Genomic DNA, 15,582 nt, shown 5'->3' on the forward strand with positions numbered 1-15,582 from the left:
TTGGCTTTGCGCCCTAGAGCAGCGTCCCGGAGAGAATCGCAAGAGCGATGGTGAAATAGATCACCAGCCCCGTGACATCGACCAGGGTCGCGACGAACGGTGCGGAGGCGCTGGCCGGATCGAAACCGAGCCTTTGCAACAGGAACGGCAGCATCGACCCGGCCAGGGAGCCGAACGTGACGATCCCCACGAGCCCCGCCGAAACGGTCGTGGCGATCAGCATCCAGTGGCTGCCGTAATCGTAGAAACCGAGCGCCTGCCAGGCCGCGATCCGGGCGAAGCCGACCGCGCCGAGGATCGCACCCAGCACCAACCCTGCAGGGAGTTCGCGCAAGGCGACCCGCCACCAGTCGCGCAGGCGGACCTGCCCCATGGCGAGCGCCCGGATGATGAGCGACGTCGCCTGGCTGCCGCTGTTACCGCCCGAGCTCATGATGAGCGGAATGAACAGCGTGAGCACGACTGCGCGCGCCAGCTCGTCCTCGAAATGCTGCATCGCGCTGGCCGTGAGCATTTCCGAAAGGAACAGCACACTGAGCCACCCTGCCCGCTTGCGGATCATCTCGAAGAACCCGGTCTCCAGATAGGCGCGGTCCAGCGCCTCGACCCCGCCGAACTTCTGCACATCCTCGGTATGTTCGGCGACGAGTGCGTCAAGCACGTCGTCCACGGTGACGATGCCCAGAGGTCGTTCGGCATCGTCGACCACCGGCAGCGCCAGCAGGTCATGGCGGCGGATCAGATCGGCCACGACCTCGCGGTCGGTGTCGGGCGTGACGGTGACCGGTTTACGGTCCCGGGCAAGGTCGATCGCGGGCGAATCGGGCGCCGCGGCGATCAGGCGGCGCAGCGAGATCGTGGCTTCGAGGCGGCCGGCCTCGTCCATGAGGAACACCGAGTAGACGGTCTCTCGGCTGCGTTCGACCGTGCGGATGAGATCGAGCACATCGGCCACGCTGGCCGAAGCCCGCGCCGCGACGAACTCCGTCGTCATCATGCCGCCTGCGCTGTCCTCGGGCCATGCCAGGAGGCTGCGCAGCGACGAGCGCACTTCCGGGGCCAGTGCCGCCAGGATCTGCGCGGCCACGCCCTCATCCATCTCGGCCAGGACGTCCGCCGCGCGGTCCTCGGCCATTTGCGCCACCAGATGAACCGCACGCGGCAGCGGCAGCAAGGCCAGAGCTTCGGCAGCGCCGGTGAATTCGGGGCGGTCGAGCGTCGCCACGGCGCGCACGTCGGCCATGCGGCCAAGCTTGGCGGCGGCCGCCTCGGGCGGCAGCGCCTGAAGCATCTCGACGATATCGGCAATATAGAGCCCGCGCTTGGCGGGACGGGCACCGGCAGTCACGCCGGCGAGGAGGTCGTTCACCATCATCACACCTTTCGTCCGCACGACCCGGGCGGACGACGGCCAGCGAGAACTAGCGGACGACCTCCGGGCGTGCGGTCCTACTGGAACTGTCGCTTGACATGTCCTCGCTTCCTGAAACACCGCAGCAACACTGGCTGCGCGGTCGTCGCTCTGATCCCAAATGCGCAGGGCGTCAACTGCCGATCGGCGCTATGCCGCCCCCAGCGTGACCGCAATCGGGACACAAAAAAGCCCCCGCGCAGCGCGCGGAGGCTTTTTTTGTTCGATAGCGAACCGGCGGTATCAGATACCGGCGATCGCCTGGTCGACCAGGGCCTTGTCGGCATCGACCGAGTGGTTGGCGCGGATCAGCCCGCTGGCGGCAGCCGCCGCAGCAGCAGCAGCCTGCTGGCGCAGTTCGGTAACGGCCGCCCGTTCGACGGCGCCGATCTTGTCCTGCGCCATCTTTTCGCGGCGGGCGATCACGTCCGTCGTGTCGGCCTGGGCCTTGGCGACGATCGTTTCCGCCTCATGACGGGCATGCTCGAGCAGAGCCGCGGCGTCCTTTTCGGCACCGGCGATCTTGTCGGCATATTCCTTGCGCAGGGCTTCCGCCTCGGCGCGAAGGGTCTTGGCCTCTTCGAGCTGCGCCTTGATCTCGGCGATCTTGCCGTCGAGACCGCCCGAAATCATCTTGGGCAGGCCCTTCCAGACCATGATCGCCAGGAGCACCAGCATCGAGGCGCTGACGACCGCGACCGGCGGGGCGACGCCCAGCAGCAGCGGTTCGGCATGATGCTCGACGCCTGCCTGTTGGGTGCCGGCCATCTCGGCGCCCTCGTGCGAGGTGCCTTCAGCGACCACGGTGTCCGTGGTGGACAGCTGCGTGTTGTCAGCCATGGACCAGGTTCTCCTTCACGGCGGAACGGACCGCACCGTCGTCGAGAGTCAGGCCGGCGATGCGGCTGACGATCTCGCGCGTGGCGTCGGCGGCGACGTCCTCGATCTCCGCGGCGGCCGAACGGCGCGCCTGGGAAATGCGGGTTTCGGCTTCGGCGAGCGTGGCGTCGATTGCAACCTGTGCGGTCGCGAGACGCTCCGTCGTGACGGCAGCGGCCTTGGCGCGGGCTTCCGCGATAAGGGTCTGCGCCTCGGCGCGGTTGGCGTTCTCACGCGTGCGCCAGGCTTCCTCCTCCGCATCGGCCTGAGCGCGAGCGCGTTCGGCGGCGGCGAGGTCGTCGGCAATCTGCTTGTCGCGCTGCGCAACCGTATCCATGACCTTGGGAACCATTCCCCGTCCGACGACGAAGAACGTGAAGCCGAAGAAGATCAGCATCCAGAAGATCTGGCTGGAATAGGTCGCGGCTAGCTGTGCGATCTGAGGCATGGGTCAGCCCTGTCTCGAAGTGGCCGGTAGAATTCTTGCGTCCTCTCCGGCCGCCGTACCAAAGGGTTCGGGCAGCCGGAGGGGATCAGTGCGCGCGATCAGGCGAAGATCAGCAGCGCGGCAACGACGAACGACAGCAGGCCGAGAAGTTCGGCGCCGGCGAAGCCGATGAAGAGGCGGCCCTGCTGGGCGTCCGCGGCACCCGGATTGCGCAGTGCGCCTTCGAGGAACTTGGCGAAAACGCTACCCACGCCGATCGAGGCGAGGCCGCAACCGATAGCAGCGAGACCGGCACCAAGCAGCTTTGCAGCTTCTGCGTCCATTTCAAAAACTCCCTTTGGAAAACTCGAGTGAGACTGAAAATCAGTGAAGGTTCTCTGCGTCGTTCAGATAGACGCAAGTGAGAAGAGCGAAAACGTAGGCCTGGATGCCGGCGACGAGCAGCTCGAGAGCGCAGATGCCGACCATCAGGATGAAGCTGGGCAGCCCGGCGATGGCGAAGAGGCCGATGCCGGCATTGCCCGAGCTGATGACGAAGCTCGAAAGAACCTCAAGAAGGACGTGGCCGGCCATCATCGCAACGAAGAGACGCAGGCCGAGGCTGAACGGACGCACCAGGAAGGAGATCAATTCCACGCAGAAGATCAGCGGGATCATGATGACCGGGGTGCCGTGCGGCACGAACAGCGAGAAGAAGTGCAGCTTGTGCTTCGCGAAACCGACGATCAGGACGATTGCGAAGGAAAGCACCGCGAGAACGCCCGTGGCCGAGAAGTGGCTGGTGAACGTGAAGGCATGGAGGCCGATCACGCCCAGCGGCAGCAGGCCGAGGAAGTTCGCGAAAAGAATGAACATGAAGAGCGAGAAGATGTACGGAACGTACTTCTTGCCGCCGGGGCCGACGTTGGCAGCCAGCATGCCGTCGATGAAGCCGGTGAAGCTTTCGACTGCCATCTGCCAGCGGCCGGGGACGAGCTGGCGCTTCATGCCGCCAGCGACGAAGAACGCCAGCGTCACGGCGGCGATCGCCATCCACAGCGTGCTGTTGGTGAAGGCGATGTTGTAACCGGCGATGCTCCAGCCTTCCGAGCCGAACAACGGCTGGATGCTGAACTGGTGCATCGGATCGACCTTCGCTTCGGCTGCCACGCGAATATCCCTGTCGCCAATGAACGACAGCGCCCTTACTCACCCCCCTTGGGTCAATCCGGGCGCCGGTTCGAATTCCTGATAATATTCCTGAAGGCGACGAATATTCCTGCGAACATCATCACCATCAGACCCCAGGGCGATGTTCCGGCGAAGTGATCGATCACCCAACCAAGGAACAGACCACCGGCAACCCCGCCGAGCAAGTCGGCCAGGACGCGGTTTCCGGCACGATAGGCATCGTCCGTTTCCGCACCCGCGACCGGCTTTTGACGCTTCACCTCGCGCTCACGAAGGGCTTTCAGCCGATCGTCCAGCGTATCGAGGCGCGCATCTTCGCCAACAGGTTCCCGTGCGGACGGCTCGTCGTTCATGTCAGGTTCCTCCTCCAGGAAAGGATGACGCGTTCAACGGCTGCCCGCCGAGGGCGCCGACCCCTTAGGGTGGGGCTATTCCCGAGTCAACCATGGCAGGACGCGCACGGCAACAGTTGTTCACACGGATACCCGTATGCCCAAGTGCCGAACAGGGCTGGAAAATGGGGCTGGGCCGGCAATACCGCAAGGACGATACCGAAGAAATTCCTCGCAAAAACCACAGCCGCGTCCCGCTCCGGTCAAGCGGCGCGGCGGTTTGTCGGTTCAGCGTCGCAGCGCCGTCGTGAAAGAGACACACGAAAAAGGGCGGCTGGATGTCCAACCGCCCCGTCGGGTTCTGCCTTTGGGCCTTCGGCCATGCTCGCTTTCGCCTGGCGCCATTCGGAGGCCGCGCAGGCGCCGCCGATCACGGGCAGCGGGCGTCGCGCTCGGGCGCTCCGGCGCCGCGGGTTTTCCACGATCCGTCGGGCGCCTGGTACTTCTCGCCAGGCTGGGTCTGCGAGATCAGACGGCACGCGGTGGCGAAGGCATATTCCTCGATGGTGCTCTTGCCCGCCGCCTTTTCCGTGTAGATGGCGCGGCGCTTGTTGTTCAGGTCGCGTACCATCGCCTGGACCGCGGCGGACTGGCCGCCAATGACGCCCAGATAGCCGTCCTTCTGCTCACCGACCTGGCCCGCAGAGCGCGCCGCCGCATATGCGGGATCGCGACCTTCCTGTGCCAGCGCCATGCTGCCGCCGCCAAGAGCCAGGGCCATTGCGCCGATCAGGCCGACGGGTCTGCTGAAAACGGTCTTGCTCATCAGAATACGCCTTCGTTTTCCTTGATCGTGTTCTCCGCATCCTGGGAGAGACGATAGATCACTTCCTGCCTGATGTTGATGTTAAGCTCTATCACGATCGGCTTGTCGGGCGCCGTCACGTTGACGCAGCCGGCAAGGGCCGATCCCAGGCCCGTCATCATCATCACGGCGCATGCGGCGCGCCGGCCGGACCGGGAAGCAAGCTGCTGCGCGAAATATCGTACCGGACTCATCATCGCCGGGCTTGTCGCAGCCGGAGTGCTTCCGGTCAATTCCAGGGCCTTCATGGATTATTCTCGCTGACTGGAGGCTGAATGGTGGCTGGCGCGGGACGAATCGAGTTCGGGTCGTTCGAAAGCCGGCCCTGCGCCGGAAGCTGGTTGGGGATCCCCAGGGTGCGTGGATCGGTCAGGTAAGTCGGATCGTAGAGCGAGCGCATCGAGCCGAAGAGGCTGAAGAACGGCGCCTTGATCTTGACGATGAACCGGATCGGCAGCTTCGCCACCTGCCGCGTGAGGAAATTCTTGTCTGCGGACGAGCCCTGGCTGAGCCCGTCGAAAGCGATGCGCGTCAGGATGTCACCCGAGATCGAGCCGTTCAGACCGATCTCCATGTGCTTGTAGTCGACCGACTTGAGCGCGCCGAAGGCGAAGTTGCCCATGGCCGACAGGTCCTTGTAGGTCAGCGCGCCGAGATAGCTGACATTGCCGCCCGGATCCCGCGAGGCCAGGTAGCCGTCGACGATGCGGCCGCCCTGCTCGTCGAAGACGATCGGCACTTCGCCGTCGAAGACGCCGCTGGCGTTGATATTCGTCAGTTCGAGATGCTGCACGAACGTCGCGGCGTCGAGGCCGCGGACGTTGAGCTTGTAGTGCCGCGTCTCGGAGGCACCGATTCGCATCGTCGCCGGATCGAGCGTGAGCGTGCCCGACATGAAAGGCCACTTCGCGCCGTTGATCCGCAGCAGATAGCCCGGCTCCATCTGGAAGCCGACGACGCCGTCATTGACTTCGATGCCCGGGTTGACCGAGGCGATCCTGAGCTGCTGGTCCGGCGCAGTGACGAAACCGAGCAGGTCGGTGAAAACCACGTCGCCGCTGAGGCCCTTCACCGGGCCGAAGGCGGCGGCGAAGTCCAGGCCGTCCGAGGAGAACCGGCCGGTGCTGGTGACGCCGCGCTCATTCCAGTCGATCCGACCCTTGCCATGGAGCGAACCGCGCAAGTCCGAAACGATGCCGAGCAGCAGCGGAGAGAGCGCTTCGGTCTGAAGGTCCTTGTCGAAAGTGATGCCAGCCACGCTCAGATCGGCATGGCCGCTGGTCTTGCCGAGGTCGTGGACAATGTCGGTGCGAACCACCTCGTGGTCGCTGCTGGGCTCACGCATGACGGCCTGCGCGGTGATGACATTGTTTTCCAGCCTCAGGCTGCCGTCACGGGCGATCAGCGGCTGGAAGCGCGGCACCGCCTGGCGGTCCACCAGAGTGAAGCGTGCCTGGTCGATCGTGAGGATACCCCCGGCATAGCGCCAGTTGCCCGCGGTCTGCCGCAGATCGAGCGGGACGGCCGCTAGCCCGATGTCCGCTTCGTCGAAAGTGCCGCCGATATCCTTGCCCACTTGCGCATCGAGGCGGGCGAGCTTGAAACGCGACGGCGCATCTGCAGGACCGAGAGCGACATCGATGGCCTTCGCGGTCAGCGCGCCGGGCCGACCCGCCAGCTGCGCATAGCCCAGCGGCCCGCTGGCGATCCGGATCGGCGTCTGGCCGAGCCGGCCCGACACGTCGAGATTCGGGACGCCCAGCGCAATGTCGAGTCCGCTGCCCCGGCTGCGCAGGATCGCGCCGCCGGGCGCGGGGCAGACTTGCAGGCTGCGCCGCTCCAGCGTCAGGTTCGCAAAGGCGAGGCTGTCGAAACCGATTTTCGTGCAGGCGTTCCAGACCGCCAGCGCGCCGTCGGCGCCCCAGCGCCCGTCGATCGGCAGGACGAGACCTTTCGCGGCGCCGCCCGGCAAAGCACCGGAGAGCCGCGCCTCGCCGGCAAAGCGCATGGCGCCGTCGGGCGATTGGGTGAGCGCGAGGTGCGGCACGGCCAGGCGCGAATCGCCGGCGGCATATTCGGGCATGGCCACCTGCAGCGCGAGGCGTCCGCGCGCATCGCTTTCCATGCGCCCGGAGATCTGCGGCAGGCCCTGCCCGCCGCTCGCGAAATTGCCGGTCACGACCGGGCGGCGGCCGCTGTCGGTCTCGGCGCCGAACTGCGCCTGCACGCGCGAGAGCGTCAGCAGCGAGGCGCCGCTGGTGCCGTGCAGGTTGCCGCGCGGCACCACCAGGGTCAGGCCGTCCTGCCCGCGGCGCAGCACCAGATTGGCGGAGAGCGTGCTGGCGCGGGTTTCGCGTGCCAGGGCGGTGCGGAATTGCCGGGCCAGCGGCGCGGCCAGCGTGCCCTCCCCGGACTGGACTGCCTTGGCGAGCAGCGAATCGACCGATTCGCCGATCGCCAGCCGCTTGCCGCCAATGTCGCCCTCCAGATCGAAGCGGGCGAGGCCGTGGCTGGAACGCATCCGGCCATCGAAGCCCAGCTCCCCGATCCGGGCCTGCGCAGTGGCGACATCGCGCGCGGCGGCCTTGAAATTCGCGTTGAGCGCCTCGCCCCGATACGTGAAGCGGCCCGATCCGGTGAGCGCGGCGAGGCGATTTCCCGCCATCCGCAGGGCGCCCCCTTCAAGGCCGAGGCGGCCCTCCCCACCGTCCAGCCGCCGGTCGAGCACGACGTCGAGCTGCATCCCGCTGGCGGCGAGTTGCAAGTCGCGCGCGCGGCAGGTCACGCCGCCGGTTCGCAGCGGCCCCTTGAAGCGCGGACGCTCGCCGGAGATGGACAGCTTGCCGTAAAGCGTCGCGCGCCCGGTCTCGCAGCCCTCGACCGCGAGGCGGGGGGACACCACCGCCAATTCGCCGCCGAAACCGCCGCGCAGTCCGCCCGCGCCGGTCAATTTCGCGGCCAGGCGGCCATAATCGCTTTCGATCAGCGCGCGCCCGTCCACCACGGCCACGTCGAGGTCGGGCAAAGGGTGGTCCTTGTCACCGCCGCCGCTTGCCAGCGCCTTGTCGAGCGCGCCCAGGCTCAGCTTGCCCTGATGGAGTGCCCCGAACAGACGCGGGCGAACGACGGTGATCCGGCCGATGCCCGGCCAGCCCCAGGTCAGCCGGGTGGCGACGCGCAGTTCCTCGATCGTGAGGTCCGGATGCTTCGGATCGCCGATCACGAGATTGCGAATCACCTGCTCCGAAGGGCCGATGCGAACAATCCGGTAAGTGGCCGGCAGGCCGAGCTTGTGCAGATGGTCGGCAATGATGTCGTCCGCGATGTCCTTGCGCCAGGCCCAGGCGCCCGCAAGTCCTGCCCCCACCACGGCCAGCATGCCCAGCGCCGCCACGCGCCGCCCGAGGCGACGGGCCGGCTGCGGCAAATCCGCCGGTACGGTAGGTTGGTCCTGCTGCTGCGACATCCGGTCCATCACTTGCGCTTGCCTTCCGGGAAAGGCAATTGTCTGTACGCGTTATGCCCGAGCAAGACCGTCTCTTCGATGAACCTGTAGCCCCGGCGGGCCGCGATTCCGCGTCCGTCGTCGCGGCGGTCGGCCCCGATGCCGGGAACGACCCCAGCGGTCACCGCGCAAGGCTGAGGAAGCGGTTGGTCGAAGGCGGGGCGGAAGCTTTGGGCGATCACGAGGTGATAGAACTCCTGCTGATGCAGGCCGTTCCCCGCCGCGACATGAAGCCTCTGGCCCGCAGCCTGATCCATCGCTTCGGCTCGCTCGCGGCCGTGCTTCAGGCCGATCCGCGCACGTTGGGCGGCCATCCGGGCATGGGCGAGGCCAGCGTAGCCGCGCTGCGCGTGGTGACCGTGGCGGCCACCCGCCTCGCGCGGCAGACAGTGCGCGAGAAGCCGGTTATCGGCTCGTGGCAGGCGCTGATCGACTATCTGACGATCGACATGGCGCACCTGACGCTGGAACGCGTTCGCGTGCTTTATCTCAATGCCAAGAACATGCTGATCCTCGACGACCTGGTGGGCGACGGCTCGATCGACGAAGCGGCGATTCACCCGCGCGAAGTGATTCGCCGCGCGCTGGACATCGGCGCCACCGCCCTCATCCTCGTCCATAATCATCCCTCGGGTTCCCCCCAGCCCAGTCGCGCGGACATCGAAGTCACCAACCGCATCGCCGAAGCCGGAAGGCTGCTGGGGGTCTCGGTGCACGATCATGTCATCATCGGCCGCGAAGGCCATGTCAGCCTGCGCGCCAAGGGCCTAATCTGAAATGTGCGTTGCCGCCGTCGCCTGGCAGGCCCACCCGGACTGGCCGCTCGTGGTCGCCGGCAATCGCGACGAATTCCATGCACGCCCCTCGGCGCCGCTTTCGCCCTGGCAGGACGGCAGCGGAATCCTGGCCGGTGCCGACTTGCTGGGCGGCGGGACATGGCTGGGCGTGACGCCATCGGCGCGCATGGTGCTCGTCACCAATTACCGAGTGCCGGAAGGCTCGGTTCCGGGCCGTCCTTCGCGCGGCAAGCTCGTCACCGACCTGCTGGAAGGCCGCGAGCCGGAACCCGTCGAGACGATGAACCCGTTCAATCTCGTCGAAGTGAACGGCACCAATGCCCGGTTCCTGACCAACTATCCGCATCGCGAATCGCGGCCTCTCGCCCCCGGCATCCATGGTCTGTCCAATGGCGGCTTCGACCGGCCCTGGCCCAAGACGCTGCAAGTGGCGCAGGCGGTTTCCGCATGGCTGGCAGAAGGGCACGCCGATCCGTCCCCCCTGCTCGGCGCCTTGCAGGCGGAGACCCCGGGCATGGTCCCCAGCCATGCCGAAAACGGCCCCGAGCCGCGCTTCGCCCCGGTCTTCATCCGCGATCCGCTCTACGGCACCCGCTGCTCCACGGTCATCGCCGTGAGCCGCACCGGCGCCGGCATGATCGTGGAGCGCAGCTTCCACCCGGACGGTTCGGCCTCGGGCGAAGTCCGTATCGATTTCGACTGGTCGCCGGTGCTCTCGCAAGGCCCGAACTAGGCAAGGGCCCCGGGCAATCCCGCGCCCGCTCTTCGCGCGCGCCGGGCCTGCCGATCTTCGCCGCATCATGGACTTACCGGCGCCTTTTGCATAAGTTGGGCCGGTCTCCGGCGGTTCGGCGATCGATTGCGACAGGGATTATCCAACCGCATGACGCTTCAAGGTTCGGTTCTGCTGCGCGCCCTGCCCTTCTGCGCGGCGCTGCTGGCGAGCGGCTGCAACACGATGGCACCCCCCGTGGCGCAAGTGGCTTGCACGGCCACGCAGCAGCCCCGCGTCGCCCTGTCCGCCGATGGACGGAGCGCCACCACCACGCTCTCGGTGCTCACTTTCAATATCGAAGGGCTGTCCTGGCCCGCGCGCAGCGGGCGCAAGCCCTCGCTTGAGGAGATCGGCAGGCATCTGGCCAGGATGCGCGCCGCCGGCACCGCGCCCGACGTGGTGCTGTTCCAGGAGATGTTCAGCGACGCCGCCAAGCGCGCAGTGGCCTCTGCCGGCTATCCCGCGCTCGATTCCGGCCCGCGCCGGACCACCCGCGCACGCGGTTCCACCAAGGAACGACTGCCCGGCAATTCCAGCCTCAAGCGCGGCGAGATCGGCATCCACGTCTTCGGCAGCGGCCTTGCCATCGCCTCGCGCTACGCGATCGTCGATACCGAGCGCCGGGCCTATGGCCGCAAGTCCTGCGCCGGGTTCGACTGCCTGTCGAACAAGGGCATCGCGCTCGCAAGGATCGACGTGCCGGGCGTGCCCACCCTGATCGACGTCTACGACACGCACATGAACTCGCGCGGCGCTTCCGGCGCGCCCGCTGCCCGCAACCTGGCCGCGCACGACAGGCAGGCCCTGGAAGCCTCGGAATTCATCGACCGCACCCATGACGATGCGACGCCGGTGATCTTCGGCGGCGACTTCAACATGCGCCACTCCGAGCCGCGCTGGGAGAATTTCTCGCGCTATCAGTCGCTGAACCTCGTGCACCGCACCTGCTCGCACCCTGGCTCGGGCTGCGACGTGCAGATGTCGTGGGACGGGGACGAACCCTGGATGGATACGCAGGACCTGCAGTTCTACTGGAACGGACAAGGCGTGGAGATCCGCCCCATCCGGGTGCAGGCCCTGTTCGACGGGCGTCCGGACAGCCCGCAGCTGTCCGACCATGACGGCTTCCTGGTCACTTACGAACTGCGCTGGAAGGCTTCCGAGACCCGCGCGCCGGGCTGCCGGACGATCCCCGGCGCGCTGGCTCCAAATCCCCGATAGGACCTTCGCGCCAGCTCTTCTTCAGGGTGCCGGCGAAGACAGGATCTCCAGCAGCCTGGCCCCGAACACGTCCGGCGCTTCCACTTGCGGAGAATGCCCGTAGTCGGGGAATTCGACGATCCGCGCCGAAGGCATGGCCGCCGCCGCTTGTGCCGCGATCTGCGGGATGGGTTTCAGCTTGGCCTTGATCTCGGCCGGGGCCTGACCCTTGCCGAAGACCGTCGTGTCGCGCATGCCGATCATCAGCGTCACGGGAACGCCGAGACGGCCGAACTCGTGGCTCACCGGCTGGGTCAGGATCATCTCGGAAGTCTTGGCCTGCGCCAGTTCCGCCGCATCCTGGTCCGGCGTGGCATATTGCCCCGCCAGCATCTTCACCCAGCGATCGTAGCGCGGGTTCCAGTCGCCATGGTAATAAGTGTCGAGCTGATACTGGCGCATTTCGGCATAGCCCTTGGCGCGCTCGCTGGCCAAGAGCTTGTCCAGCGGCGCGTAAGGCACGCCTTCCGCCATGCGGTCGACCAGCCCCAGCGGATTGACCAGCACCAGTCGCTCCACCGCTTGCGGGTACATCAGGGCAAAGCGCATCCCCAGCATGCCGCCGGTCGAGTGCCCCAGCACGATGGCCTTTTCAAGGCCCACTTTCTCCATGAGCCGGTGCGTGGTGTTCGCCATCATCGCGAAACTGTATTGCGCGGAGGCCGGCTTGGAGGACTTGCAGAAACCGAGCTGGTCGGGGATCAGCACCCGGTATCCCGCCGCCAGCAGCGTTCGCGCGGTGTCTTCCCAGGTCGCGCCGCAGAAATTCTTGCCGTGCAGGAGGACCACGGCGTGGCCATTGGCCTTGTCGGGCTGCACGTCCATATAGGCCATCGCGGCTTCTTCGGCGCCCAGATTCAGCTCCATGGTCTCGACTTTCCAGGGATAGGGAAAGCGTTCGAGATTGGCGCCGAATTCCTCCAGCTTGATGTCCTGAGTGCTCAGGACCGGCGCGGCCAGCGCCGAGGGGACAGCTTTCGGGTCGGCGGCGTCCTGGGCATGGCTCGCGCCGATGCCTGCGCCGAAGAAACAGGCCGCGGCAAGAATCGTCGAGAGCGCGCGAGGCATCGCTGGTCCTTTCGTGATCGACAGGGTGCCGCATGAAACCGATGCGACCATAGCGCCTGACGGATCGGATGGCTCCTGAGAAATCGGAAAACCGTGGTTCTACAATCGCTCCGCCGCCAAACTTATCGTCTGCGGGATGCCGCTTCGCCTTGCCGGCTTTCGATTCGTGCAAGCGGCGGTACCGGGCGCAGTATTGCCTCCCTGGTTCCCGCAACGCCCCGAATTCCGCCAGCTTCGCCGTCCGGCCCGGCGGATTCTTTCGGCCTTTCCCGGCCGCGCACCCTTGCCTTTGTCGCAAGCCCGCCGTAGCGGCACCGCCATGAGGCCGGGTCAGCGCCGGGTCGAGTCAGGTCACTCAAGGAGTCGAACATGGTCCCCCGTTACGCCCGCCCCGCAATGACCGCGATCTGGGAACCCGAAGCCCGCTATCGCATCTGGTTCGAGATCGAGGCCCACGCCGCCGTGAAAATGGGCGAGATGGGCACCGTGCCGGAAAGCGCCGGCAAGGCGCTGTGGGACTGGTGGGCCACCAATCCCGTGATCGACGTTGCCGCCATCGACGCCATCGAGGCCGTGACCAAGCATGACGTCATCGCCTTCCTCGACTGGGTTGCCCAGCAGGTTGGCCCTGAAGCCCGCTTCATGCACCAGGGCATGACCAGCTCCGACGTGCTCGACACCACGCTGAACGTGCAGCTGGTCAAGGCTGCCGACATCCTGCTGGCGGACCTCGACGCCCTGCTCGCCGCGATCAAGCGCCGCGCCGAAGAGCACAAGTATACCCCCACCATCGGCCGCAGCCACGGCATCCATGCCGAGCCAGTGACGTTCGGCCTCAAGATGGCCGAAGCCTATGCCGAATTCGCGCGCTGCAAGACGCGCCTGATCGCCGCCCGCGAGGAAGTCGCCACTTGCGCGATCTCGGGCGCCGTCGGTACGTTCGCCAATGTCGATCCCGCCGTCGAGGACTATGTTGCCGACAAGCTGGGCCTCGCTGTCGAGCCGGTTTCCACCCAGGTCATCCCGCGCGACCGCCACGCCATGTTCTTCGCGGTGCTCGGCGTGATCGCCAGCTCGATCGAACGCCTTTCCATCGAAGTGCGCCACCTTCAGCGCACCGAAGTTCTGGAAGCCGAGGAATACTTCTCGCCCGGCCAGAAGGGCTCCTCGGCCATGCCGCACAAGCGCAACCCGGTGCTGACCGAGAACCTCACCGGCCTGTCCCGCGTCGTGCGTTCGGCCGTGGTTCCGGCCATGGAAAACGTGGCGCTCTGGCACGAGCGCGACATCTCGCACTCGTCGGTCGAGCGCTTCATCGGCCCCGACGCGACGATCACCCTCGACTTCGCACTGGCGCGCCTCACCGGCGTGATCGACAAGCTGCTCGTCTATCCCGAGCGCATGCAGAAGAACCTCGACCGCATGGGCGGCCTCGTCCACTCGCAGCGCGTGCTTCTCGCCCTCACCCAGGCCGGCCTCAGCCGCGACCAGTCGTACCGCCTGGTGCAGCGCAACGCGATGAAGGTGTGGGAATCGGACGGCCAGCTCTCGCTGCTCGAACTGCTCAAGGCCGATGACGAAGTCACCGCCGCGCTTCCGGTCGAAGTGATCGAGGACAAGTTCAACCTCGACTATCACTTCAAGCACGTAGACACGATCTTCGCGCGCGTTTTCGGGAACTAAGCTTCCAGCCGACACTTCCCATGCCTCGCAATCGCGCTTAGCATCCAGCGCGATTGCGAAAGGTCTTGGTGCACGAATTGCCGGAGGGAACATGAACATAGTCCGCACGGTGCTGTGGATCGCGATCACCGCGATCCTGGTCGCTTTCATCGCCATGAACTGGACCAGGGTGCCGGTGAACTTCTGGCCGCTTGACGATGCCAACTACTTCCATTTCGAATGGCCGGTCGGCGTTGTCGCACTCGTCTTCTTCGTGCTGGGGATGGCCCCCGTCTGGCTGTACCTGCGCGCCGTGCGCTGGCGCCTCCAGCGCCGCATCGCCAGCCTCGAAAACTCCCTTCGGGCCAACAGCGTGCCTTCCACGGTCCCGGCCGTCCCGGAATCGGCGCAGGGCGCGCATCTTTTCACGCCCGAGCCCACCTCACCTTCCAAATCCTCTCCGGAACTCTGAGATCATGAACAGCAATCCCGTCTACCTCGCCCTCGACCTGCCCCGCCTCGACGCCGCCGAGGCGCTGGCGCGAAAGGTCGCCGGGCATATCGGCGGGATCAAGCTGGGTCTCGAATTCTTCTGCGCGCACGGTCATCATGGCGTTCACGAGCTGCACAAGCTCGGCCTGCCGATCTTCCTCGACCTCAAGCTGCATGACATCCCCAACACCGTGGCCGGCGCCATGCAGGCGATCCACGTCCTGGAGCCTTCCATCGTCACCATCCACGCCGCCGGCGGCCGTGCCATGATGGAAGACGCCAAGGCCGCCGCGGGCGAGAACTGCAAGGTCGTGGCCGTCACCGTACTGACCAGCCTGGACGGCGGCGACCTCAACGCCATCGGCGTGAACGCGGAACCGCACGAGCAGGCGCTTCGCCTGGCGGACCTGGCCCATTCGGCAGGGCTCGACGGCATCGTTTGCTCGGGCCATGAAGTGAGCGCGGTCCACCAGCAGTGGAAGGACGGCTTCTTCGTCGTCCCCGGCCTTCGCCCCGACGATGGCCGCAACGGCGACCAGAAGCGCATCATGACCCCGCGCGCGGCGCGCGATGCGGGCGCCAGCGTGCTCGTCATCGGCCGCCCGATCAGCCGTGCCGAAGATCCCCTCGCCGCCGCGATCGCGATCGAAGCGACGCTGTGATGCAGGAGCGGTGCGGCCCGTCTAATGCCGCACCGCACCTGACCCAGCCGGCCACCGACAAGAACTGACTTGGCCCTTCAGCCCGCTTCTGCGGGAGGACGGAAAGACAAGGCCGTGTCCGTTGCACACCGGGATCGCAAGCCACCGGCGCAGCGGCACACCTCCTGCTCAAAACCTTTCACGGCGCAAAATGCACGGTTCAGCGCCGGGCAACCTCCCTCCCTCCAGATCGTTGAACCGATCAATTGGACGGAGA

16 protein-coding genes are annotated in these 15,582 nt (G+C 66.4%); 6 read left to right on the forward strand and 10 right to left on the reverse strand.

Annotated elements, in window-relative coordinates:
* Positions 1-13: 13 nt before the first annotated feature.
* The 9 genes from mgtE to ACZ1J6_RS14200 form a co-directional block, all read right to left on the reverse strand.
* Positions 14-1,372, reverse strand: coding sequence for a magnesium transporter (gene mgtE / locus ACZ1J6_RS14160; protein WP_465128143.1), 1,359 nt, complete (start codon positions 1,370-1,372; stop codon positions 14-16).
* 282 nt (positions 1,373-1,654) lie between these two features.
* Positions 1,655-2,251, reverse strand: a complete 597-nt coding sequence (locus ACZ1J6_RS14165) for a F0F1 ATP synthase subunit B family protein (protein ID WP_431566727.1) — start codon at positions 2,249-2,251, stop codon at positions 1,655-1,657.
* Complete coding sequence (locus ACZ1J6_RS14170) at positions 2,244-2,738, reverse strand: F0F1 ATP synthase subunit B family protein (protein WP_132263664.1); 495 nt, start codon at positions 2,736-2,738, stop codon at positions 2,244-2,246. Before ACZ1J6_RS14170 ends, ACZ1J6_RS14165 begins: the two co-directional genes overlap by 8 nt.
* Positions 2,739-2,836: 98 nt before the next feature.
* On the reverse strand, positions 2,837-3,061 hold the full coding sequence (locus ACZ1J6_RS14175) for a F0F1 ATP synthase subunit C (protein WP_007013775.1): 225 nt from the start codon (positions 3,059-3,061) through the stop codon (positions 2,837-2,839).
* Positions 3,062-3,101: 40 nt separating this feature from the next.
* A complete protein-coding gene (locus ACZ1J6_RS14180) occupies positions 3,102-3,860 on the reverse strand; it encodes a F0F1 ATP synthase subunit A (RefSeq protein WP_465128246.1) in 759 nt (252 codons plus the stop codon).
* An 80-nt stretch (positions 3,861-3,940) separates the two neighbouring features.
* On the reverse strand, positions 3,941-4,261 hold the full coding sequence (locus ACZ1J6_RS14185) for an AtpZ/AtpI family protein (protein ID WP_134095383.1): 321 nt from the start codon (positions 4,259-4,261) through the stop codon (positions 3,941-3,943).
* 409 nt (positions 4,262-4,670) lie between these two features.
* Entirely contained in the window at positions 4,671-5,066 is a 396-nt protein-coding gene (locus ACZ1J6_RS14190) for a YdbL family probable chaperone protein (RefSeq protein WP_431566726.1), read from the reverse strand.
* On the reverse strand, positions 5,066-5,299 hold the full coding sequence (locus ACZ1J6_RS14195) for a YnbE family lipoprotein (RefSeq protein ID WP_465128144.1): 234 nt from the start codon (positions 5,297-5,299) through the stop codon (positions 5,066-5,068). The genes ACZ1J6_RS14190 and ACZ1J6_RS14195 overlap by 1 nt, the downstream gene beginning before the upstream one ends.
* Positions 5,300-5,349: 50 nt before the next feature.
* Entirely contained in the window at positions 5,350-8,580 is a 3,231-nt protein-coding gene (locus ACZ1J6_RS14200) for an intermembrane phospholipid transport protein YdbH family protein (protein ID WP_465128145.1), read from the reverse strand.
* 44 nt (positions 8,581-8,624) lie between these two features.
* Between ACZ1J6_RS14200 and radC the strand changes: the two genes are divergently transcribed.
* From radC to ACZ1J6_RS14215, 3 genes are all read left to right on the forward strand, one after another.
* Positions 8,625-9,386 carry a RadC family protein gene (gene radC, locus ACZ1J6_RS14205; protein WP_442047366.1) on the forward strand — a complete coding sequence of 254 codons (762 nt, stop codon included), beginning with the start codon at positions 8,625-8,627 and terminating at the stop codon, positions 9,384-9,386.
* 1 nt (position 9,387) lies between these two features.
* Positions 9,388-10,140 carry an NRDE family protein gene (locus ACZ1J6_RS14210; protein ID WP_465128146.1) on the forward strand — a complete coding sequence of 251 codons (753 nt, stop codon included), beginning with the start codon at positions 9,388-9,390 and terminating at the stop codon, positions 10,138-10,140.
* 150 nt (positions 10,141-10,290) lie between these two features.
* Positions 10,291-11,403, forward strand: a complete 1,113-nt coding sequence (locus ACZ1J6_RS14215) for an endonuclease/exonuclease/phosphatase family protein (RefSeq protein ID WP_465128147.1) — start codon at positions 10,291-10,293, stop codon at positions 11,401-11,403.
* A gap of 21 nt (positions 11,404-11,424) precedes the next feature.
* Here the strand turns inward: ACZ1J6_RS14215 and ACZ1J6_RS14220 are convergent, their stop codons facing one another.
* Positions 11,425-12,510, reverse strand: a complete 1,086-nt coding sequence (locus ACZ1J6_RS14220) for an alpha/beta fold hydrolase (RefSeq protein WP_465128148.1) — start codon at positions 12,508-12,510, stop codon at positions 11,425-11,427.
* A 369-nt stretch (positions 12,511-12,879) separates the two neighbouring features.
* Here ACZ1J6_RS14220 and purB point away from each other — a divergent pair, with 369 nt between their 5' ends.
* The 3 genes from purB (at position 12,880) to pyrF (ending at position 15,326) form a co-directional block, all read left to right on the forward strand.
* Positions 12,880-14,193 carry an adenylosuccinate lyase gene (gene purB, locus ACZ1J6_RS14225; protein ID WP_134095376.1) on the forward strand — a complete coding sequence of 438 codons (1,314 nt, stop codon included), beginning with the start codon at positions 12,880-12,882 and terminating at the stop codon, positions 14,191-14,193.
* Positions 14,194-14,284: 91 nt separating this feature from the next.
* The gene (locus tag ACZ1J6_RS14230; RefSeq protein WP_465128149.1) at positions 14,285-14,644 is read left to right on the forward strand and encodes a lipopolysaccharide assembly protein LapA domain-containing protein; all 360 of its coding nucleotides are present in this window, start codon (positions 14,285-14,287) and stop codon (positions 14,642-14,644) included.
* 4 nt (positions 14,645-14,648) lie between these two features.
* Positions 14,649-15,326: an orotidine-5'-phosphate decarboxylase gene (pyrF, locus tag ACZ1J6_RS14235; protein WP_465128150.1), complete on the forward strand. Its 678-nt coding sequence runs from the start codon at positions 14,649-14,651 to the stop codon at positions 15,324-15,326.
* Positions 15,327-15,582 lie beyond the last annotated feature (256 nt).

The organism is Novosphingobium sp. BL-S-21 (assembly GCF_055521655.1).